General features: G+C 39.7%; 21 protein-coding genes. 5 read left to right on the forward strand and 16 right to left on the reverse strand.

Features of this window, described 5'->3' with window-relative positions; translation table 11 throughout:
* Nucleotides 1-198: 198 nt before the first annotated feature.
* Complete coding sequence (locus IC619_RS14035) at nt 199-366, reverse strand: hypothetical protein (protein ID WP_191140770.1); 168 nt, start codon at nt 364-366, stop codon at nt 199-201.
* A gap of 320 nt (nt 367-686) precedes the next feature.
* Here IC619_RS14035 and IC619_RS14040 point away from each other — a divergent pair, with 320 nt between their 5' ends.
* Complete coding sequence (locus tag IC619_RS14040; RefSeq protein ID WP_347239807.1) at nt 687-1,457, forward strand: hypothetical protein; 771 nt, start codon at nt 687-689, stop codon at nt 1,455-1,457.
* Between the two features lie 24 nt (nt 1,458-1,481).
* Here IC619_RS14040 and dinB read toward each other — a convergent pair whose 3' ends face one another.
* The 5 genes from dinB to IC619_RS16885 form a co-directional block, all read right to left on the reverse strand.
* The gene (dinB, locus tag IC619_RS14045) at nt 1,482-2,591 is read right to left on the reverse strand and encodes a DNA polymerase IV (RefSeq protein ID WP_213260940.1); all 1,110 of its coding nucleotides are present in this window, start codon (nt 2,589-2,591) and stop codon (nt 1,482-1,484) included.
* Between the two features lie 372 nt (nt 2,592-2,963).
* The gene (locus IC619_RS14050) at nt 2,964-3,131 is read right to left on the reverse strand and encodes a hypothetical protein (RefSeq protein WP_191140772.1); all 168 of its coding nucleotides are present in this window, start codon (nt 3,129-3,131) and stop codon (nt 2,964-2,966) included.
* 176 nt (nt 3,132-3,307) lie between these two features.
* A complete protein-coding gene (locus tag IC619_RS14055; protein ID WP_191140773.1) occupies nt 3,308-4,753 on the reverse strand; it encodes a lipopolysaccharide biosynthesis protein in 1,446 nt (481 codons plus the stop codon).
* Between the two features lie 199 nt (nt 4,754-4,952).
* Nucleotides 4,953-5,516, reverse strand: coding sequence for a hypothetical protein (locus IC619_RS14060; protein ID WP_191140774.1), 564 nt, complete (start codon nt 5,514-5,516; stop codon nt 4,953-4,955).
* 85 nt (nt 5,517-5,601) lie between these two features.
* Nucleotides 5,602-6,270 (reverse strand): DUF3856 domain-containing protein, encoded by a 669-nt coding sequence (locus tag IC619_RS16885; protein ID WP_191140775.1) that lies wholly within the window; start codon nt 6,268-6,270, stop codon nt 5,602-5,604.
* 235 nt (nt 6,271-6,505) lie between these two features.
* Between IC619_RS16885 and IC619_RS14070 the strand changes: the two genes are divergently transcribed.
* Nucleotides 6,506-6,919 carry an NUDIX hydrolase gene (locus IC619_RS14070; protein ID WP_249669874.1) on the forward strand — a complete coding sequence of 138 codons (414 nt, stop codon included), beginning with the start codon at nt 6,506-6,508 and terminating at the stop codon, nt 6,917-6,919.
* Nucleotides 6,920-7,021: 102 nt separating this feature from the next.
* Entirely contained in the window at nt 7,022-7,621 is a 600-nt protein-coding gene (locus IC619_RS14075; protein ID WP_191140777.1) for a YetF domain-containing protein, read from the forward strand.
* Nucleotides 7,622-7,633: 12 nt separating this feature from the next.
* Here IC619_RS14075 and IC619_RS17135 read toward each other — a convergent pair whose 3' ends face one another.
* Both IC619_RS17135 and IC619_RS14080 read right to left on the reverse strand, forming a co-directional pair.
* Complete coding sequence (locus tag IC619_RS17135; protein WP_255506031.1) at nt 7,634-7,762, reverse strand: hypothetical protein; 129 nt, start codon at nt 7,760-7,762, stop codon at nt 7,634-7,636.
* 73 nt (nt 7,763-7,835) lie between these two features.
* The gene (locus IC619_RS14080; protein ID WP_249669875.1) at nt 7,836-8,357 is read right to left on the reverse strand and encodes a YfiT family bacillithiol transferase; all 522 of its coding nucleotides are present in this window, start codon (nt 8,355-8,357) and stop codon (nt 7,836-7,838) included.
* A 415-nt stretch (nt 8,358-8,772) separates the two neighbouring features.
* Between IC619_RS14080 and IC619_RS14085 the strand changes: the two genes are divergently transcribed.
* Nucleotides 8,773-13,257: a glutamate synthase-related protein gene (locus tag IC619_RS14085; protein ID WP_191140778.1), complete on the forward strand. Its 4,485-nt coding sequence runs from the start codon at nt 8,773-8,775 to the stop codon at nt 13,255-13,257.
* 58 nt (nt 13,258-13,315) lie between these two features.
* Here IC619_RS14085 and IC619_RS14090 read toward each other — a convergent pair whose 3' ends face one another.
* A complete protein-coding gene (locus IC619_RS14090; protein WP_191140779.1) occupies nt 13,316-13,561 on the reverse strand; it encodes a hypothetical protein in 246 nt (81 codons plus the stop codon).
* 377 nt (nt 13,562-13,938) lie between these two features.
* Between IC619_RS14090 and IC619_RS14095 the strand changes: the two genes are divergently transcribed.
* A complete protein-coding gene (locus IC619_RS14095) occupies nt 13,939-14,967 on the forward strand; it encodes an alpha/beta fold hydrolase (protein ID WP_191140780.1) in 1,029 nt (342 codons plus the stop codon).
* 10 nt (nt 14,968-14,977) lie between these two features.
* Here the strand turns inward: IC619_RS14095 and IC619_RS14100 are convergent, their stop codons facing one another.
* From IC619_RS14100 to ctaD, 7 genes are all read right to left on the reverse strand, one after another.
* Complete coding sequence (locus IC619_RS14100; RefSeq protein ID WP_191140781.1) at nt 14,978-15,967, reverse strand: sensor histidine kinase; 990 nt, start codon at nt 15,965-15,967, stop codon at nt 14,978-14,980.
* Nucleotides 15,957-16,661: a response regulator transcription factor gene (locus IC619_RS14105; RefSeq protein WP_191140782.1), complete on the reverse strand. Its 705-nt coding sequence runs from the start codon at nt 16,659-16,661 to the stop codon at nt 15,957-15,959. The genes IC619_RS14100 and IC619_RS14105 overlap by 11 nt, the downstream gene beginning before the upstream one ends.
* A gap of 20 nt (nt 16,662-16,681) precedes the next feature.
* Complete coding sequence (locus IC619_RS14110) at nt 16,682-19,402, reverse strand: ABC transporter permease (RefSeq protein WP_191140783.1); 2,721 nt, start codon at nt 19,400-19,402, stop codon at nt 16,682-16,684.
* On the reverse strand, nt 19,402-20,088 hold the full coding sequence (locus IC619_RS14115; protein WP_191140784.1) for an ABC transporter ATP-binding protein: 687 nt from the start codon (nt 20,086-20,088) through the stop codon (nt 19,402-19,404). Before IC619_RS14115 ends, IC619_RS14110 begins: the two co-directional genes overlap by 1 nt.
* Before the next feature lie 180 nt (nt 20,089-20,268).
* Nucleotides 20,269-20,580, reverse strand: coding sequence for a cytochrome C oxidase subunit IV family protein (locus tag IC619_RS14120; RefSeq protein ID WP_191140785.1), 312 nt, complete (start codon nt 20,578-20,580; stop codon nt 20,269-20,271).
* Nucleotides 20,581-20,583: 3 nt separating this feature from the next.
* On the reverse strand, nt 20,584-21,204 hold the full coding sequence (locus tag IC619_RS14125; RefSeq protein WP_191140786.1) for a cytochrome (ubi)quinol oxidase subunit III: 621 nt from the start codon (nt 21,202-21,204) through the stop codon (nt 20,584-20,586).
* A complete protein-coding gene (gene ctaD, locus IC619_RS14130; protein ID WP_224749767.1) occupies nt 21,204-23,009 on the reverse strand; it encodes a cytochrome c oxidase subunit I in 1,806 nt (601 codons plus the stop codon). The genes IC619_RS14125 and ctaD overlap by 1 nt, the downstream gene beginning before the upstream one ends.
* Nucleotides 23,010-23,030: the final 21 nt, after the last annotated feature.

Genomic DNA, 23,030 nt, shown 5'->3' on the forward strand with positions numbered 1-23,030 from the left:
TCCTTTCTTAAAATAATTACCTATTCATTTAAAATGAAAATGAAATAAATGTCAATTAAAACATTTACTTTTATTTCATTTTCATTTGTTTTAGATCCTGGTGAAGGCGTACTTTGATAAAGTACTCGATAATCAACGTGAAATAACAAAGACTGAACCCAGTACAATACTGAGTTCAGTCTTTAATTCATCATGAAGTCAATACGAATCGATACCTAATTTTAGAGCAGGATCATGAAGGATATAGGGTCTCTCTTTAGCAACCACCAACTTATCAAGATTATCATTTCGTGCATAAGAGCTTTGTATAGCTACAAAATGTGATATATCGTCAATTTGTACGATCCATTCATCTGCATATCTCATTAGCGTATCCCCACGTAAGATGAAAGGGGATATCAAAGTTTACACCATTGCGCATCGAATTATAGGTCATATATACACCTGTTGCTAGAAATCCAACACATACACCTATTGTTAGAAAAAAAGAATGGAACATTTTTTTGTGTATGCTAACAAAATTGATATGTTTAGAACCTATATAATATATAATGGATACGAATAAAGTAGCATATATGTATACTTCTAAGGGATACATATATAAATTCCCCTCCTCATTGTTTGTTATGATAGCCCCTAACAAAACCTCATCGCTCAATGAATTTTACCTCAGCATTTATACAGGAGTGAATATTTTGAAAGCACCTAGCGAAGTATTAAAGGTATGGAACCAATTTGATAAATATCCCTTGGAAACACTTACTAAAGCTTGGCTATCTGTGCAAAAAGATGGCCCGAGACAACGTACTATTGAAGAAATGGTCCAACATCGTAAGCAATACGGAACGAGTGGCAACTGTTTTGACCTCGCCCTGTGGTTGTTACATGAGTTTCATGACGCTGGTATAGAAGCTTATCTCATAGGACGACATCTCCTAACCCCCAAAGCACATGTTGCTGTTGTAGCTATCGGCAAGAATGGATATCGTTATCTTTGTGATCTTGGTGATCAATGGATTGCTCCGATTTTGTTAGATTATTCAAGTGAATGCTTTACTAAGAAGCCCTTAGAAGGGTTTTTCCCAGGTGCTAACATACAAGTGGCATCTTCTGATCAAAGCTGTTTCATTAAATATTACCGTCCTAATGGTGAAATAAGCAGTCAGATCTATGATTTGAGAAGCATTTCGAGAGAAAAGTTCATTGAAGCAGGTCATTTTTCGCAATCTTCATTAGACAAACCGCTATGTGAAATGCGACTGCCACTGGATAATGAAATTGGACATTGGGAGTTTTATAACTGGAGAAGTTTTATAAGTACAAATGACGGTTTATATGGAGAAAACCCTTGTTCATCGCTACATGAATGGTCACACAGAATTCATAAAAAAACAGGTATGGACCCCTCAATTGTTTATGCGTCTTTACAAGTTTACACCCATCAAAGCACACTATAATCCCGTATACGACTTGTATATCCATTAGACATCACGATCTTCTATTTGGGTATACATCATCTCATCCTCTTCCTCAAATAAACTAAGTTGCTTTATATGTGGTTCATCGTCAGTCAAATCGGCTACGCTCATCCCTAACAACCTTACCTGCTTTCCTTCTAGGTTCATGCGTTCTAGCATAAATAAGATATACTTCATGATCTGACTGCTGGTGTGAATTGGAGTAGGTAAGGTGAGCCTTCTCGTAATCTGCTTAAAATCGTGAAACTTCATTTTAAGTACCAGAACTCGAGCGACTAGTTGCTTATCTTGCAGATAGGTTGCAACTTGCTGTGCTAGCTCTTCTAAGATCGGAATCATCTCGCTACGCACACCTATATCCTCACTTAAGGTCATTTCTTTTCCGATTGATTTTCGGACACGTTTAGGGTTTACCTGCCTAGTATCTTCTCCTCGAATTTGGTGATACAAAATCTCGCCCCGTTTACCCAAGAGCTCAACCAATTGCTGTAACGACCATTCACGTAGCTCAATACCCTTATGTATGCCTAAGTCTTTCAGTTGTTTTTCTGTGACTTGCCCAATTCCAGCAAACTTCCGTATCGGCATCCGATCGATAAATGCCACAGCTTGTGCCGGCGTCACCACCGTCAAACCATCTGGCTTTTGATAGCCTGAAGCAAGCTTCGCAATAAACTTGTTATAAGATACGCCTGCAGACGCGGTTAAACGTAACCGACGATTTATAACCGATTTCATCTCTTTTGCAATCAACGTAGCCGATTTCATATTTTTTTTGTTATCGGTTACGTCTAAATAGGCCTCATCCACTGATAATGGCTCGACTAGGTTCGTATAAAGATAGAAGATATCCATCAATTCCAGCGAAATTTCCTTATACAACTTCATACGTGGACGAACAAAAATGGCCTGTGGGCAAAGTTGATGTGCCCGTTTAGCAGGCATGGCAGAATGAATACCAAATTGTCGCGCTTCATAGGAGCATGTAGCCACTACACCACGCCCATAGGGATCACCACCTACTACAATCGGCTTCCCTCTGTACTCCGGATTTTCACGTTGCTCAACTGACGCAAAAAAGGCATCCATATCCACATGAATAATCTTTCGCATATTTGCTCCGTCCTTCATTTTGAAAAATGGATTGGCTCATAAAGCCTAAATACGATTATCTTAAGTATATAGCATCTTAGCAGTATGAATATTCTAATATAAGTAGCGAATACATAAGTGCTGAAGAATTCTCCTCTAGCTCTAGTACAAGTGATCAGAAAATAGCCGAATCCGACCCAATCGTCATTCGGTACACCTACACCTTATAGGAAAATATCGTTTAAGCTATCATTTTGTCAAGCTCGGTAAACAGATCGTTAACGATTTGCCCTCCACAATATTCTTCGTAGAAGCCATCTACATGAAAATAACCGTCCTCTATTTGTCTGAGGACGGCTACTTAAATTGAGTCAATCAATATGTTGTTCGTAATTACACTTGATTTCGATCACAATGATGCTGAAAACCGGCTATACATCCAGCCAACAATAAAGAATCGGAGGACCCTTTTAAATTTTGAGATGGCAAAGCGGTAGCACTAACTACATTAGAAAAAAGGACGGTAAGTGCGATTGAAGTAACCATGACTATTTTTTTCATTTTTATCACTACTCCCAATTTGAAGGTATGTATAATTATTCATTATAAATTATAAATTCACTTTTGTATACATTAATTTAAGAATGATTTAGCCCATTCTAGCTATTTAAACGGAGGATCCTTCTCCTATCGTTATCATTAGCTATTATAGTCAGTAAGATTGCACGAATTCCCATTCATTTTTTTATAATTAATCTTTTTAACAACCCCAACGATCGAATGGAAAATAGACCTGATACGAAAACCGAAACGATCATGATGCACAGTGCTAATAGATCGTACCGCCACAAATCTATGGTACTTTGCAATTGAAGCCATGTAATACCAGTCATTACAGCTATATAAATACATAGATAAATGACGATAGATGGAAAGCGGAAATTGATCGCATAAACTTTCTGGTTTTGTTTGTAAACAAGTAAAATGACCAAAAAATAGGAAATCAAAGTCATGGCTACTGCCCCCCACAGCTTATAAAGGAGGATTAGAAACAAGCAACCCAATACATAAATAAGCGAAGCGATTAAAAATGCTTTGGATATTTTCTTAGTCTGTTTATTAATAAGTAGACCTACTGCAAAAACAGTATGTAAAACATTTAGAAGCGTTCCTAGTGAGAGAATCCAAATATAAGGATACGCAGGAGCTAGCTTCTTCAAGTAAAATGCACTGAAATCTTTTATAAAAAAAGTCATAACCATAATTGACAGTGTCCCAATGACGAGTAAGATTCGCCCCACTAAGCTATAGATACGTTTTGCATCATCTCTGCTTTTAATCGACATCGCAAAAGGGCGCCATGCCAACTGAAACGGAGCCGTAATTAAGACAATCATACTCGCAACTCGAAGCGCACCCGAATATAGAGCCGCTTGACTACCATCTATGTGTACCAGCACAGAGCGACCAATTGCCGTAATCGCCCAAAATGAGATTAATGTCGGCACCAGCGGGGCACCATATTTGATTAAATTTGTGAGATGTTTTTTGGAGAATTGTAAAATAAACTCCGATCTAAACAAAATCATCAAGATGATGGCAATTGTTATCTGGCCGATTAACTGCCCATAAAATAAGCCTACAATTCCGCTATCGTAAACAACAAACCATAGGCTCAATAGGTTAGAACCTATAACGTACCCCATGCTAAAAAAATTAAACAGCCATTTCTTTTGCATATAGCGGGCATATGCAAGCAGATGCTGGATCACAATCGCACCTAAGGTCGCCATTGTCGCGATAAAAAGTAAATATTTATAATCTGATCTAACAACTTCACCATATACAATCGGATTAACATATTCGCCTATAAAATACATGATGAGTGCAATTACAATGCAAACCAGACTACTAAACAATAGTGCGTTAGACAAGTAGATACGACGCTCTCTCAGCTCTTTCGCGTCAAAGAAGTAATACGCCATCGCGGCATCTGTACCTAATATACAAAGGTAAGTCAAAATTAAGGTGTAAGCATTGGTTTGATCCCATGCAGCAAACTCATCTTTTGCTAAATAGCTAATATATACCGGTGCTAGTAAAAAAGCGACTAACTTATTACCCATCGTCGAAAATGCAAACGCCGCAGAGTCTGAGAATAGTTTTTTCAGTAAGTTGTTCATTAAGGTACCTTCATTTTTCAGAATATACCCTACATCATAACATGAAAAATAAAGGGATACATGCAATTTTTACAACTATGTAATTTATCAAGGGTGTTGATCTCCATCATTTCTACATTTGGGCTGTGTTACGAGTTATTCGTAAAATGAGAGCGTACTGACTGAGTCTGCACGCTCTCATTTTATCAGCAGTATTTCATTAGAATTGGATCTCTGGCGGATCAGTTTCAAAACGATACATAATATCAGTCCTCCGTGTACGGTGCTCTTTTACTGTCAATTCAATAAATTGACTAGCGTATTTTCCATACTTCTTTAAACCATATCTTTCACAAATATCGATTAAAATCAATAAGATGTCAAATTCTAAATTAAGATAATAGTCGCGGGATATCGATAATGCTCTAACTAAATTATTGTAAGCTAGCAGATCATCTTTCTGAACAATTTGACATTCAGCTAAAGATTTCATGGATTCAACCAATCTATACTCATCATTGTATAGTTCCCCTTTCTGCATCTCTTTATCCAATAAACTTCGAGCTTTTTCAACTTGCCCTAACTCTAAGTGTAGAATGCCTAGTTGTGTGTAGGTTTTAATGGTTAAATATTTTCTGGTAATTGACTTTTCTAGAGCGAGAGCCATACTAAAGCATGACATCACGTTCTTGAAATCAGCAGTTTTAGAGTAGCATTCACCCAATGTATACCATATCTCATAAGATCGGTCTATAAGATTGTTAATATAAGCTTCCTCTAACACTGAAAGACCCACCTCTATAGCATGAAAATACATTTTCATTTTTTTCAGAATATCCATTCGTACTAAAACAATTGTTAAACGAGCATCAGCATGAGATACTAAATCTTTGTTTCCCCAGCGCCTCATGATCCCGATCAATTCTTGTAAGAACGATTGCTTTTGTGATCCATAAATGAGAGTATAAATATTTTCTTTCTCCAGATTGGTTAAAGCATTTAATTCCTTTGTCTACTTCAATTATAGCTTCATTCAATTTATGTTTCATATTGTAGATTCTAGCAAGAGCAGTATGACAGGCTGCCACTATATTTAAATTCTTGTCACATTCACTATCTGTTCTTATCGTTGTGTCAAAAACCTCTTCTTCAATTTCTATCGCTTTTTTGTACATCTCGATTGCTAAGTCAAATTTTTTGTTACCACTGTAATTCCTACCTTTTAAATAATACACAGTGGACTCTAATTCCTTCCAAAACTCACTCTCTTGCAGGGTTTCATGTAACCCATCATCTAGGCTTACTAACCTCATCCCATGTTCAATTGCTGTCAGCTTTAGTCTAAGATCTAACTGATCCTCTGATTCATCCTCTTTTTGAAAGTTTTCAATGGTTTCAAAGGGGATCTCGTAGCAGGCACATATCTCTGCTAGTGTTTGCTTGTCCCATTTTAATCCTTTCCCCCGTTCAATTTTAGATATTGTGGACTGTGGAATATGGGTTTTCTCTTTCAGATATTTCCCTATCTCAGTTGTCACTCTAATGCGTTCCCTTAGTACCATTTTTTCACCCTTTTCAGCATTCATTTTTGTTTAATGTGTTAGACATTTTGTATATTTGATCTTATTTATATAAAGAAAAGGGCACCAGCTCAGTTCAATGTATAGCCAGAGATAAAAACAACGACTTGGAGGTGTAGACATACATCCAAAAATCAATCATAATACCGTTCAGCAGTTGGTTAGTGATGCTCAAAAGGATGGTATTCAGAAGTTGGTTGTAGGTGCGGTGATACGTATAGATAACCGCTTCCTGCTCCTCGAACGCGTAGACACTGATTTCGTGGCTGGACTCGTAGAACTACCAAGTGGTACTGTGGATACAGGTGAAAGCTTATTTTCTGCACTCGAGCGTGAAGTTCGTGAGGAAACAGGGCTTATGCTTGAAGCGATCGATCAATATCTGGTTTCATTTGATTATGTGTCAGGATCGAACAAGAATACGAGACAGTTTAATTTTCTCATCAAAACATTAGCAGGCGATATTAGATTGGAGCCGACTGAACACCAGGCGTATCACCTCATCGAGACTTCCAGTAAAGTTTTTCATACTTACAATATTTCGGAGGAAACCATAAAGGTCCTCAATACCGCGCTACAACACATCAGTCTCAACTCGGATTATTAAAATCAACAAGCAAGCCCCCACACATCAAGTGTGAAGGCTTGCTGTTTATTTTTTCCTCATATGGACATGGTATTAAGGAAAAGCAAAGATGAGGGGTCCGCTGTGTTCATACAAATCGTTTGGAAGACATTTCTTATATTTGTAATCGGTACGATCATTTTGCGACTGGGCGGTCGCAAATCGATTTCTCAGATGACAATCGCTCAGGTTGTGGTGATGATTGGAATCGGATCGTTGCTGATTCAACCGGTTTCCGGGCATGGGATTGGCTATACTTTTTTAGCAGCCTTTGTTCTCGTCTGTTTTATGCTTATTTTTGAGTATTTGCAAATGAAGTTTGATCGCTTTGAAACCATTGGTACTGGAAAAGCGAAGATGGTGATCGAGCACGGTCAATTAAACGTAAAAAACCTGCGTATGCTTCGATTAACTGTCGACCAGTTAGAAACCCGATTACGAGAAGTAGGTATCGCTAATATTGAAGATGTAGAATGGGCCACGATCGAAGTGAGCGGTCAACTTGGTTATGCCCTAAAGCCCCCTAAGCAACCGGCTACGAAGGAAGATATCCAGCTCATTCTCGATCATTTACAGCACCTAAGCTCCAAACCAGTCAACACGCAACCTAAATCCCATATTTTTACAGAAATTAATACGCAAGAACATGAAGGTAATCAAGATGGACCGAAAGCTACCTTGTGAATGGAGTGGATGCTATTCCTGCTGTCCTTCTTCCTCCGATGATTTGGTAAGCATACGTTCTAATAAGGTAAAACGCAACTGCAAGTAGACAATCCATACGTGACCCAGTATGGTAATCGCGGTAATCACAATCTCTTTCAAACAAATGCCCTCCTTTTTTAACGGGATCATTTGTTCTTATTTTGTCGAATTAGGAGTTATTTATACGTCATTACTACCAGTTCATCCTTTTCTTAAGTGTGGTAATATGTGCGACATGATGCTTTCCATGCCATGCATATAGCTCTAAATTTTGCGCAAGCGTAAGTATGCCCATTTCTGGATTCCGGTATGTCCCCTTTAAAGTTTCTGCTGAGATCGACTTTATCAGATAGATCCAGCGGGCATGAATCGAAGTGAGCAAATGAATGGAAAGAGAGACAGGAGCTCCCGTAGCATCAGGTAACGCCGCCCATTTATTCTCATCATAAGTTAAAATAGTAGGTTCATCTTCCGTCAATGCAAGCCGTACACGCAGGTAACCATTTAAATGACTGTCCGCCAAATGATGTACCACTTGTCGAACCGTCCATCCGCCTTCACGGTAAGGAGTATCCAATTGCTTTTCACTGAGTCCATCTATCTCTTGTTTCAGTAAAGTAGGCAACACCTCTATATCCGAAATCCATTGTTCGATCATTTCCAGCTGAATTTTTTCTGTGAATTCAAATGGGCCAATCGGATAGCGTAGATCCATCTTTATCATCCTTTCTCGCATAGCGAGGTATACCTATATGAAAAACGTATTCCACAGATAACCTACGATCCCTTTACTGCATCGTCCTTATATATTCCCAAACTTTTTCCCAATAGGATAAATATACATTTTAAATTGCAAGCGCTTTCATTCTTACTAACACGCACAAAACCCTTTTAAAACCTTCTCTCACTCCACTTTTATCATTCAAATTTTCGCCACAATTGATTGTATAATCACTGACTTCGATGAATAAAAATGGCTGTAAAACTTGTTTATCATGTAAAATAATGATATCCTTGGGTTAATGTAGAGACCGTGTACGGGTCTTCCTTCTCTAATAAATTACTCATTTCTCGTAATTCTGTAAATTATCTACTATGATTGTATATTTTGATGGAGGTGACGGTCAACGATGACCAAAACGAAGAAAAGCCTAAACAATCTGGGTTCTTTTAAGCATTTAACCTCTGAAGAACACGATAGTTGCGGAATTGTCGCAACCATTGAAAAAAATGGAATACCTACACGCGCCAATATGTTGGATACAATAGACGCCTTGATTAAAACCGAACATCGTTCTGGTTTTATACAAGGTGAAGGGGACGGCTGTGGCATACTAACCGATATCCCACGTGCTTTATGGGCCGATAAATTAGCTGATAAAGGTCTAGCTGACATCGTACATGATCCACGATTTGCCGTCGCGCATATTTTTTTACCAAAATCTGAAGAGGCACTATACATCAGAGAGCAAATTATTAAACATTTATCTCAAAATCAGTTTGAGTTCTTGCATGAAGAACTTGACCAAGTCAACCATTCTGTCTTAGGTCCAAATGCCCAGGCTGATGAACCACATTTCTGGCAGATTGCTGTACGATCACAGTCAGAACAAGACATCTCTAAGCAAATGTTTGAGCAGGTTGTACAATTAGAAACACAATTCCCTGTTCAACTCGCTTCTTTTAGTAACCATTCTGTCGTCTATAAGTTGATGGGGGCGGCAAGTTTAATCCCCAAATACTTTAATGACTTAAATGACGATCAATTTAAATCGTTAGCGACAATCGGACATAATCGCTACTCGACCAATACGTTATCTAATTTCTTTCGTGTTCAGCCATTTTCGATCTTAGGACATAATGGTGAAATTAATACAGCTCGTAAACTACGCGACGAAGCACAGATGATTGGTGCTCCCCTCGAGGAAGAGAGTAGCGATTCTCAAGATCTAAATCGAGTCGTAGAAACCCTGATTCATCGCTATGACTATAGCTTGTTTGAAGCAATCGAGATCGTTTTCCCACCGATCATTCATGAATTACATCAACTACCTGAGCAGATCAGACAGCTATACACCTACTATAGACAAACATGGGGACCGTTTTCACAAGGACCAGCAGGAATCATCTCCCGCTATGGAAATGAGTGTGCTTTTAGCGTAGATGCCTTAGGCCTTCGACCTCTCTGGTTAGTTGAAACAGTACGTTCCTATTCCTTCTCATCTGAACAAGGGATTGTGCCCGTTTCACAGATGATAGGCGAACCGAAGCCCCTCGCACCAGGTGAAACAATCGGAGTACAACTTCTACCTCAAGCTAAAGTATATGCACATCATGAATTGCAACAAGTTGTTTTAGAACGCACCTCAAAGCGATGTGATTTTACACCGTATGGTCAGGTGAACCCGCTACCTAAGCCCAAACAAGCTTTACAACTAAAGGACAATACAGCCTCAGCTCAAGCTTATGCTGCCTTTGGCTGGGAGCGGGAACAAATTCAGATGGTCGAGCAGATGGGCGATATCGGAGTTGATCCCATTCGTTCACTAGGGCATGACGCGCCTTTAGCGGCACTAGCTAAAATGAGGCAAAACATTCCTGATTATATAAAAGAAAGTGTTGCTGTAGTAACCAATCCAGCAATTGACCGCGAACGGGAAATGGAACACTTCTCAACACGTATCCTACTGGGAGAGCGCCCCCGTCTCGGTTCAGCACAACAAGAATCGCTTCCCCTCGATTTGCCATCCCCAATATTGGTGGAAGGTAAGTGTGGCCAGCGCGTAAGTGAGCAACACAAAACGTATGCTTATGAAGAAGTGCTTCATTATTTTTCAACTGATGCAAATCGTGTACATCATTTTTCACTATCTTATAAACGTGGTACATCCATCCCTGATCGGCTTCATCAATTAGCAAATGAGGCAATTGAAGCGGTTCAGGCAGGAAAAACCATCCTGATTCTGGATGATCAAGATTGTCATACCCATGATCAGATGTTTTTAGATCCACATATCGCCATCTCCAAAGTGGATCAAGCACTAAAACTAGCCTCCCATCCTAGTGAAGGTCAAAATCTGAGAAGGAAGGCAAGTATTATCGTGCGTTCTGCCGCTATGCGTAGCCTTCATGATCTTGCAACAGCGATTGGGCTCGGTGCTGATGCCGTTTCACCTTATCTCATGTTTGCCACCTTACACGAGAAAGAAAATGCTGAGGCCACCCATCTTTTTACAGCTATCAATAAAGGGCTTGAAAAAATTATTTCTACCATTGGTATCCATGAACTACGTGGTTATGCAAGACTGTTTTCATCCATTGGACTCCATCCAGAAATAGCAGAGATTTTGCAAATTGTCAATTATGGCGGTAGCTCCACTGCTGGTTTATCCTGGAAAAAAATGGAGCAGAGTGCAGAAGAACGTTACCTTGATTTTAATGATGGTAAAGCAAAAGCTGCACGACTTTTCCATCTATGGCCGCGTGTGTGGAAATCTATTGGCCAGTTAGCTGCCAATGATATTACCTATGAAGAGTTTGCAAACAAATTAGAAACACTGGAAACCGAAAATCCACTTAGTCTTCGTCACGTAACGGATTTAAAAATAGATTTAGATTCTCACATCGACGCCAATCAAGTGGATCTTTCCATCGGAAAACATGATCTACCACTAGCCATTAGCTCTATGTCCTTCGGTTCTCAAAATGAAATTGCCTTTCGAGCGTATGCGGAAGCAGCCAATCGCCTCAACATGGTAAGCCTGAATGGTGAAGGTGGCGAAATCAAGGATATGCTAGGTAAATATCCAAATACACGTGGTCATCAAATTGCCTCAGGCCGTTTCGGTGTAAATGTTGAGCTTGCCAACTCGGCCAACATCCTAGAAATCAAAATTGGACAAGGGGCTAAACCAGGTGAAGGTGGCCATCTACCGGGTAAAAAAGTTTCTCCTAAGGTAGCAGAAGCTCGAAATGCGACGCCAGGCAGCGATTTGATTTCGCCTTCCAATAACCATGATATCTATTCTATTGAGGATTTAGCTCAGATCATTACGGAGCTCAAAACAGCCAATAAACAAGCCCAGGTGATCGTCAAAGTTCCGATCGTTCCTAACATTGGTACAATCGCAGTTGGAATCGCTAAAGCTGGAGCTGATATCATTACATTAAGTGGGTTCGATGGTGGAACAGGAGCTGCTCGTATCCATGCCCTCCAGCACGTTGGCCTACCGGCTGAAATTGGCGTGAAAGCGGCACATAATGCGCTACTTGAGGTAGGTTTACGTGATCACGTAGAGATTTGGGCTGATGGTGGTGTCAAAAGTGCCTTAGATGCAGTTAAATTAATGTTACTCGGCGCCAATAGGATTGGTTTTGGAACCCTTGCGATGCTAGCCATCGGATGTACGACCTGTAAAGGCTGTCATCTGGATACTTGTCACGTTGGAATCGCTACGCAGATCGAAACCGTAGAGGAAGCCGAGGAGCATGGGTTACGCCGCTTTGTGCCTCGTCAACTGGACATCGCGATCGAAAATCTGATGCACCTATTCTCTACATTTGGTCAGCAAATACGAGAAATAACCGCTCAGTTAGGTGAGAAGCGTACCCAAGATCTAGTGGGCCGCTCTGATTTGCTCGTCCAAACACGCGCACTTGAAGCACTTGATCTCTCTGATTTATTGCAAGTTACACCGCCCGCTAAACAACTTGAAAGTAGAGAAGAAGTACTGATTGCAGGTAGGATCAAAAGCTTGTCTGAAGATCAACATTATACGTTCACAGAGCGTACTGTGGATACGTTTACCCAAGTGGATAGTACAAGTCGTGTTCTTTTATCCAATATATCGGGAGCTCGTGTTCGTAACCGTTTAGATGGTAGCTATCATACACTGCCTGAAAGCACCTTTACTTTTGGTGAAGGCTCCATCCCTGGAAATGGATTTGCTGCATATCACGCTGAGGGTATGCAAGCTACTGTTCATGGTGGTGCACAAGATGGGGTTGGAAAAACGGCATTTGGAGGAAAAGTAGCCATTCTAAAGTCACCCAACCAACATAATGTGTTGATTAATGGTTCAGTGGGTAAAGGATTTTGTTACGGGGCACAAAAAGGACTGTTCATCGCTCAAGGAGATGCTGACTCGCGGGCAGGAATTCGTCTCTCAGGGGCTGATATCATCATCGGTGGTGAACTTACTGCACCTGTGAAAGATGAACTTGGTTTTATTGCCAATCGAGCAAATATCAAAGGTTTTGCATTTGAGTATATGACGGATGGGCGAGCCGTTGTGCTGGGAGACCCAGGGCCATGGATATGCTCCGGTATGACTGGTGGCGTGGTCTATCTCCGTCTCCAACCCGAATTAGGATTGGATGAAGTGGCTATTATGCGTCGTATCGCCAAAGCGGCTAAGGTATCCATCGAGCCCCTTAATGAAAAGGGAATTGACGACTTACAGGAGCTACTCACTCACTACCTTAATGAATTACGAGAAGCCAAGCAGTACGATACAGCAGAACACATCACTAACTTACTCGCTAACTTAGACCAACACTTTATTCAGGTGATTCCAAACAAACAGCAAGCTGATCCTGCCGTATCTACTGAGTAAGCCATCAAGAAAAAGTCCTAGAGAAAGCATATCTAGGGCTTTTTCTTATATACACACACTACTCACAACAAATAACATACTTCCATCGATCTTCTCTCTTAACATGAGTATTCCCTTGTTCATCAATCTTATGATCAATGTCTTTTTCTGCAAATGTTTTAATATACTCCGCTCTTCTCTCTTCATTTAACGTTTCAGTTGGTACAATAAGTGTATAGTCACTTCCCCACATTTTGTAAAAAGCAAATATCAGGACTAATGCCATAATGGTGCTTACAGTCCCAATAACAAATTTATTTTTCATAGTTACATCACCTACTGTCTAATTAATTCAAGAACAGAATGAAGTAAGATCGCGTAGGTCTCCTTCTTCTATATGAAATTTTCCATTTTCAATTTTATAGTTTGCATCAATTTTCACCATACATGCCTATAACAATTTTTGATCTATGTTAGACGTATCAGTTAACTCCACAAACTTTTTCTCTACTTGGCAGGCTGTACGAATTGATAACATAAAGCTTAGTGATATGATTCATAAGATCCTACAGTGAAATGGATTAGACCGTCAGCAATGACCGATCACGACATTTTGTTACTTAAAAAAAGGAATAATCCAACCTTTAGCGAATTATATTCACCTCAAGGAAAACTGTCAGAACAAAAAGGTAGGGACAATCTATGTTTACAAACAGAACTCCTCAATATCATGGAAAGCCGCTTAATAGCAGTATTGCTTGTATCGAACAGGTATGCTTAGGAGGTTTAGAACAATCCATCCTGATACGAGGCACTGATGTAGACTCACCTATTTTATTATTCCTGCATGGTGGGCCAGGTGAAGCCCAAATCGGTTACGCCAGACACTATCAATCTGAACTGGAAAAACACTTTATTGTCGTCAATTGGGATCAACGAGGTGCTGGCTTGTCGTATACACACCCTGATCATAAAAATCCTCTTACGATGACACAACTGATCAATGACACCATTGAGCTGATTGCTTATTTGTTAGAGCGATTTTCTAAGCAAAAACTCTTTATCGCAGGTCATGGATTTGGTAGTATGATTGGCATTTTAACGGCCAAACTTATACCTGAAGATATTTACGCATACATCGGAGTGGGGCAATTGGTTGATATCAATCAAAGTGATATTACCGCTTATCATTTGGCACTCCTACATGCTGATTTGATTAATCACCATCGCGCACTCAACCAGCTTCATAAAATCGGAGCGCCACCTTATGCAGATCACAAAAAATATTTCACCCTGTTAAAGTGGTTATCAAAATTTGGTGCAGTCACAAAAGAAGGCTCAAAAGCTGATTTTTTAGCAAAAGGGAAAAAATCAACCGAGTATCGCTTCCGTGACTGGAGAAAATATGAAAAAGGTAGATTACATGCATTCAAACAGTTGCTTCCTGAATTGATAGACTTTAATTTATACGAGAGAATCACACATTTAACGATCCCAACTTATTTTTGTATCGGTCGCTACGATTTTGTATCCTCTTACGAAATGCAAGAGGATTATGTAGAAGTACTAGAAACGCCGCATAAGGAAATCATTTGGTTCGATAAATCAGCTCACTACCCGCATTTTGAAGAGCCTACTCCCTTTTTAATCGCTTGTCTCAAAATAAAACGGGATACCCTAGCAGCATCTGGTAAGATCATCCCTTTTCCTAAAAAGGCAGTTTCTTTTTGACTGATCTCCTTTAGTCATGAAGTGGGAAAATGGGTACAGACAGAGAGAACGTAGTTCCTTTCCCCACTTCACTCTTTACTGAAATTGCTCCTTCATGAATCTCAACGAACTCTTTGGCAATCGCTAAACCTAGACCTGTGCCACCTGTGAAGTGGTTACGATCATTATTTCCACGATAAAAATGATGAAATACATAGGGAAGTTTTTCAGTTGGTATGCCGTGCCCTGAATTAAAGATGTTACATATCAAATTCCCATTTTTCTCTTGTATCTCTAAACGGATGATTCCTGTTCGTGGTGTATATTGAACCGCATTTCCTAAGAGGTTGAGAAAGGACTGTTTCATTCGACTGGAGTCCCAGTAAACTTCGGAGGAAACGGAGATTGATTGATGAAATGTCACTTCTTTTTCCATCATAATAGGTGCCAATAAATCGGTCATTTCTGCCATCCATTTCTCAAGCGAGATCCATTCTTTCTGCAACAAAAGTTTCCTTGATTCAGCCAGACTTAAGCTTTGTAAATCTTCAACCAGTCTAGATATGCGAATCGTTTCATCGATTAAACCATAGAACTGGGGGTCAACTACTTGCTGTTTTAATAGATACGACTCTAAATTGGTTCGCAAAATGGTGAGTGGAGTTCTTAATTCATGAGCAGTAGCTGCAATCATTTGATTTTTTGTCGTTTCCTCTTGCGTAACTCGTCTAGCTAAGCGGTTTACATCTTGTAAAATGGCACTGTAGTGTGAATGCTTCAGTATGCTTTTAGACTGCAACTGAGGCCGATCTACTACCTCACGTACTTTTTCTTGTAGTTCATAACATGCCTGCTTACGCTTACTTTCCCAACGAAATAAAACAAGAATAAAGATGAGCATCGACCAGCCCCATATCACATATGTTGCTATTCCCAGTAGGTGCCTTAACTCAGCTATCACGAACGATAAAAACATCGCACCAATGAGGAGCAATCCATATCTCAAAGTATCATATTGCATCAGAACCCCCCATGCGATAACCTAGTCCAAATACAGTTTCAATCCCTTCAAATTGCGTATCTACTTGCTTTATCTTTTTGCGTAGGTTATGAATATGGGTATCAATCGTTCTTTCATATCCAGCATATGCGTCACCGAAGCTCGCTTCAAGCAGTTGAGCCCTTGTAAAGACGCGTTCTGGTGTCATCATCAATGTTTCAAGTAGCTTTAATTCAGTTGTGGTACAGATGATTTCTTCATCTGAAAGAAAAACTTTACACTTTACCTTATCTAACTCTAACTTTCCATAACGCAAGCTTGTGTTCTCTGGTTTCTTTAATAAACCAGACTTCACTCTGCGTAAGATAACACGTATGCGTGTTACCAACTCCCTCATTGAGAAGGGCTTTTTAATATAATCATCTGCACCCAACTCCAGACCTAAAAGTAAATCGTATTCATCACTCTTAGCAGTCAAAAAGATAATCGGGATATCCGAGTATTTCCGTATTTCTTTACACACCTCTAACCCATTTTTGTCAGGCATCATCCAATCGAGTAGAATAAGATCATACTTTTCCTCCATCCGTATCCGTCTGATGGCATTTAAACTGCTACTCTCCGTTACAACATCAAACGCTTCTAGTATGAGATATTCTGCTACAGTTTGAAGTATTTTCACTTCATCATCCACAATTAAGATTTTGAATTTCATATAGCCTCCTGATTTGTATACTATCGGATATAGCGAGTAGCTTCACTGGGAGCATAACGACTCGCCTGATAAGCAGGCCAAAAAGTACATAGCATAGTAAATAATACTGCTCCACTCCATAACATAAAGAGATTTAAAAGTGGCCACTGCACTTCTACCGCACGATCCATGAGCATGTTCATTAGCATAACAGCCAATCCACTCCCCATTATGACCCCCATACTTATTCCAATCGTAGCTATAACGGTGCCTTCTATTACAATACCTGTGCACAACCATTGAGGTGCCATCCCCATAGCGCGTAACATGCCGAGTTGCTGTCTACGCTCATGTACAATTCGATATAAGATGACCATCAAACCAACAGCTCCGATGCCAGTAGCAAGCTTACTAAATATCTCTAGCAACTGAAGTGTTACTTGATATAAATATTCTCCTTTGGCCAGTTGGACTTTGGGATTATGTACAGGATATATTCCTTCCGGTATAAAAGCTTTCTCAATTTTGCTAGCTAGTTGTGCCACTTCATTTTCCTGCTTTCCACGAATGAGGATTGCGGTCTCTAATGCACGATTTTCTTTATGATTCCAATTTTTAAAAGCTTTTTTACTAACCCATACGCCATCGTTAACCATTGTATATCCATACGACTCATTTTCTGCTGCTACAACCCCTACCACCGTTTTCTTTTCGCCTGTAGGAAGCTGAAGCGTATCCCCAATCGCTATATCTGCTTTTCCGAGCTGAAGAACAGCAAACCGACGTTCCACTACAATTAATCGTGGGTTACGGATAGTGGCTAACCACATGTCACGATTCGTTTTAAAATGTGAATCTTTCTTAATCACATTTAAGTCGGCAACCGCTACAAATTCGTTATCAATTCCATTTATCACGCCAAATGAAGAATCAAATAATTGCCATACGGTAGCTGATGCTTCAACTTGCTGATGCTTTGTCATCAATGATTTTTGTTCAGAATCCGTTAGTAATCCCTTGGTTTGAGCTGTTAGATCAAACCCACCTACTGCCTCTCTGCTATCATAGATTTGCTTAAATAGAGGTGAAATGGAGCTATGGATCACACTTGCAAATGAGGTGCTCAGCATTATCATTGAAAATAGAAGGATCATAAGTTGTGTACGTCTTTTATTTTGTATGGCGTGGGCAAATGAAATTTTGAAGGTAGCGAAAACCTTAGGGAGAAATGAAAATAATCTCTGAATCCCATTTAAAAGTAGTGGATAACCTTTAGTTACACCAACAGCTAATAACAGAACCATAGTAAAAAAGAGGACGACATCTACATATCCACCCAGGTCTTCCATAGTTCGTAACCATGCTTGGTAACGGGGATGTAGCATGATGATATAAAGGATAATCCATGATCCTAATGTAAAAATAGTCCATCCGGCTTTGCTATGATTAGATCCCCTTGTGTGATTTTTAGAAATGTAAACAGGCAAATCAGCTAGCAACTCAATAATTGACTTCTGTACCACTTTTCTAGAAATCCACCACATACACGTATGGATAAATACAAACCCAATTACTATTCCTAAGATTAGCGCTTCTGGTGTAAATTGAAAAGTAAAATAAAGATCGATTTGACTCTCATATTGTAAAAATGATTGTAAAATATATTGTAGATTACGAACTGTAATTATGGCAATGATAAATCCCATCACCCCACCCAATAAGGAGGAAATAAGTCCGTATATCATCCCTTCCAAGCGTAGCATTAGCGCGATCTCATTTCGTTTCATACCCATAGCTCGCATCAATCCAAGCTCTTTCTTCCGATCATCAGCAATCAATTTAAATATACATAAAATTAGGATGATACCGAGTAAAATCGCAATCAAACTCACCATATAAAATAAAGGAATAAACTTTAATGTGACATTAATTTCTTGCAAGGTTTTATAACGAATAAATTCGGGTGTCCAATTCTCCATCGTTTGTAACTGGGGAAAAGAGCTAGCAAGTAAAATATTAGAAAAGCCAGTTGAAATACCCGTAAGTTCACGAGCTGTTTGATTTGACACAACCATTGTTTCTGTCCCACGATCTACGCCACGATACCCGGTTAAGCCTTGTTCAGCGGTAACTGCAACCACTTTCAGTGTTTTCTCTTTATCTAGCTTAAACTTCACCTGAATCCAATCTGATTTTCCGATATGGAGTCTTTTGGCAATCGTATCTGAAATAATTACTTCATCAGATTGTAGCTCATTAGGAAGATGCTCAAGTTCTCCCTTTTGAAATGATTTCGCTTCGTTGATATCAAATGAGATAATATGTGCTTGGGGAACGACACTCTCCACTTCTCCTTTTTTATCTATTGTGTACAAGTTCGCATAAGTGGATAAAATAGGGAGTACAGACTCATAACCTGCTTGATGTGCATCTTGTTTTATTTTACTAATATCTTTTTCTGTAAAATAAGGGGGATTTAGTTTATTTTGTTCACTGGCGACAATGTCAACCGTAATTGGACCAAAGTGCTTATTCATAAATGCTTCGATACTACCCTCGACAGAAGTGTATAGCAACAAGGCAGCTGTAATTAGTGCCGTACCAATCATACTCCCGATAACCGTTAAAATACTGGTAATCCAATCCTTCTTAATTCTGCGATATGAAATTTGCAGTAGATGTGGATTTCTTTTTAAACGATACATCCCAAACAGAAGCAGGGGTAAGATAATTCCGCACAGCACTGAAGTAATCCATATCATCAGTCTTCCCTCCCATACTGCTCATCTACAATTAGACCGCTATCCATATATAAAACACGATCACATTGTCTTGCAATTTGGGGATCATGTGTTACAATCACCATGCTGGTTCTCTCGGTTCGATTCATCTGCAAGAATAAATCCATAATCATATTACTGGTACTACGATCTAAAGCACCTGTTGGTTCATCAGCCCATATAACGGAAGGTTGGGTAATCAGTGCACGTGCTAATGCCACACGTTGTGCTTGCCCTCCAGATAGCTGAGTCGGTAAATGGTTTTTTCGTTTATACAAACCCACACGCTTTAATATTTCGCTTGCTTTCTCTTTTGCTTCCTTTCTCTTAATCCCCTGTATCAGCAATGGTAATTCTACATTTTCTTGTGCTGTTAAAACAGATAACAAATTATACGATTGAAAAACAAAGCCCATTTTGTTAGAACGTAGCTGATCTCGATCTACCTCATTCAAATCACTTAATGTGATTCCATCCACTTTGACCACGCCACTTGATACTGAATCTAGACCAGATAGACAGTTAAGTAAGCTTGTTTTCCCACACCCCGATGGGCCCATAATTGCAAGCATCTCACCAGATTCTATGTTTAAATGAATGCCTCTCAGAGCTTCAACTTTGCTTTCTCCACTACCAAACACTTTCCATACTCCATCTGCTTCTATCATGCATAACGCTCCTTCATTCCTATTTTGATAAACACATTTTAGTTCAACCATTTTGGTATCGTTTCAAAAACTTATCAAGAATTTATCAAGATATCGAGCATCATTTAGGACTAACATTGGTGCTTTAAATACACAAAAAAAATCCTCCTGCCTCAGCAGAAGGATTTTTTTATATTTAGGTTACATCAAGATAATACCTACTGCGGATACCACCGCAATAATCACACCGGTAAAGATAAAGATGGTGTAGTAGGCTGTTCCTTTTTGATTCAAATGCATAAAGGTAAAGAGTTGCAGCACAACTTGAATTGAAGCAAAGAAGAGAAGTAGAGGTAAGATCATATTCGGCTCTACAACATCCTCCATTACAATATAAAAGGCTGCAACCGTAAGGACGATCATCGCTGCAAATGAAACAATATGCTTCATTGTACTATCTGGTTTATGCGATTCTTCTTGTTGCGGGGATGAGTTTTGTTGTTCTTCTGTCATTCTTTAACCCACCTTTCCCAATAGGTACACAAGTGAAAAGATAAATACCCAAACGACATCGATAAAGTGCCAGTACAAGCTTGAAACAAAAAGTTTCGGAGCTGTATCCGTATTAATGCCGCGTTTTTGCGCTTGAATCATAAGCGAACTAATCCAGATGATTCCAAAGGTTACGTGCGCACCGTGTGTTCCAACCAATGCATAGAATGCTGAGCCAAAGGCACTACTCATAAAAGTATGCCCTAAGTGTATATAATGTACGAACTCATATATTTCCAAGATCAAGAATGCTAAACCAAGGAAAACCGTAACGCCAAGCCAAAATTGCATTAATTTTAACTTGCGTTGGTTCATTGCTGACATCGCAAACACACTCGTCAAGCTACTGGTTAAAAGAAGGGCAGTAGCAACAATAACTAGGTTTAAGTCAAATAATTCCATACTTGTCGGTCCACTCATTGTTTGGCTTTTAAGTGCCAAATACGTTCCAAACAAACAAGCGAACAATACAACTTCAGCTGCCAAAAACAGCCAAAAACCAAGTACTTTGTTTTTCCCCTCTAGAGTAGCTGTTTCGAGATGGTTTGACGCATGATTTGTATTTGTGTGTGCATCACTAGCCATTATGCGTCAACCCCCTTGTCCTTTTCAATCTCTTCAGGTTCGATGTGATAGCCATGATCTACTTCAAAGGAACGCATAAACATCGCGATACCCAAGATGATGAGTCCGAAGATTCCCATGGAGTAATCACCTCTGGCAATGAAGCCCATCCCCGATATAAAGACACCTATTGCCATGACAAGCGGTAAATAAGAAGAAGATGGCATATGAATCGAACCGAGTGGTTCTGCTGGTGTCAACTCTTTTTTACCTGCTTCTTTCTCTACCCAAAGTGCATCATAACCGCGTACTAATGGTAATTGAGCAAAGTTATACTCTGGCGGTGGTGAAGAAATCGCCCATTCCAATGTACGTCCATTCCATGGGTCTGCAGGTGCTTTTGTTTTATCTATGAATAGAGAACGATAGATATTAATACCAAAAGCAAGTGTCCCCAGTGTCATACCAATTACACCAATTGTACTTAACATGTTAATGGATTCGAGTCCGACATTCGCTTGGTATGTGAAAACACGGCGCGGCATTCCAAACAAACCAAGGAAATGTTGCGGAAAGAAAGTTAGATGGAATCCAATAAAGAAGGTCCAGAATTGGAATTTCCCAAGCCCTTCATGTAACATTTTTCCAAACATTTTAGGCCACCAATAAAACGCAGCCGCAAAGATGCCAAATACAGTACCACCCACTAAAACATAATGGAAGTGAGCAACTACGAAATAGCTATCATGGTATTGAAAGTCAGCTGGTGGAACTGCGAGCATAACGCCAGTCATACCACCCACTACGAATGTTGGAATAAACCCAACTGCCCATAACATCGCAGTCGTAAATCGAATCTCTCCACCCCACATGGTGAATAGCCAGTTAAAGACTTTAATACCAGTTGGTACACCAATCGCCATCGTAGCGACCGCGAAGATCGAATTAGAAACCGGTCCAAGTCCCACTGTAAACATATGGTGAACCCATACCATAAATCCTAAGAATCCGATTAGCACGGTTGCAAATACCATTGAGGTGTAACCAAACAGACGCTTTTTGGAAAATGTTGAAATAATCTCAGACAAAATACCAAACGCCGGCAAAATAACAATATATACTTCAGGATGTCCGAAGATCCAGAATAAATGCTCCCATAGTACCGAGCTTCCGCCCATCGTGTAATCAAAGAAATTAGCACCAAATAAGCGGTCAAACATGAGTAATAGTAGACCAACAGTAAGTGCTGGCATTGCGAACAACAGTAATGCTGACGCTACAAAAGTTGTCCATGTGAATAGTGGCATACGTAAAAGCGTCATTCCTGGTGTACGCATATTAATAATCGTCGCCAAGAAGTTAATCCCACTAATTAAAGAACCAATCCCTGAAATTTGCAACCCGAGTACGTAGTAATCCACACCAGGCCCTGGACTGTACTCGTTTAAAGCGAGCGATACATAGGAAGTCCAACCTGCATCAGGTGCTCCTCCGAAAAACCAACTAAGGTTTAAAATAATTCCCCCAGCTGTAAAGAACCAAAATCCGAGCGAGTTCAAAAATGGAAAGGCTACGTCACGCGCTCCAATTTGTAAGGGTACAATAACGTTCATTAAGCCAAATAAGAGTGGCATCGCAGCTAAGAAAATCATTGTCGTTCCGTGCATCGTTAAAATCTGATTATAGATATCACCGACAAAAAGATCATTTGCTGGCACCATCAGCTGTAGACGGATCAATATTGCTTCAAGTCCTCCAATTAGAAAGAACACAATACCAGACATAAAATACATAATACCGATCTTTTTGTGGTCGACCGTTGTCATCCAATCCCAAACGGTGCTACC

The sequence above is a fragment of the Polycladospora coralii genome (assembly GCF_014773435.2).
Lineage (GTDB): Bacteria > Bacillota > Bacilli > Thermoactinomycetales > Thermoactinomycetaceae > Polycladospora > Polycladospora coralii.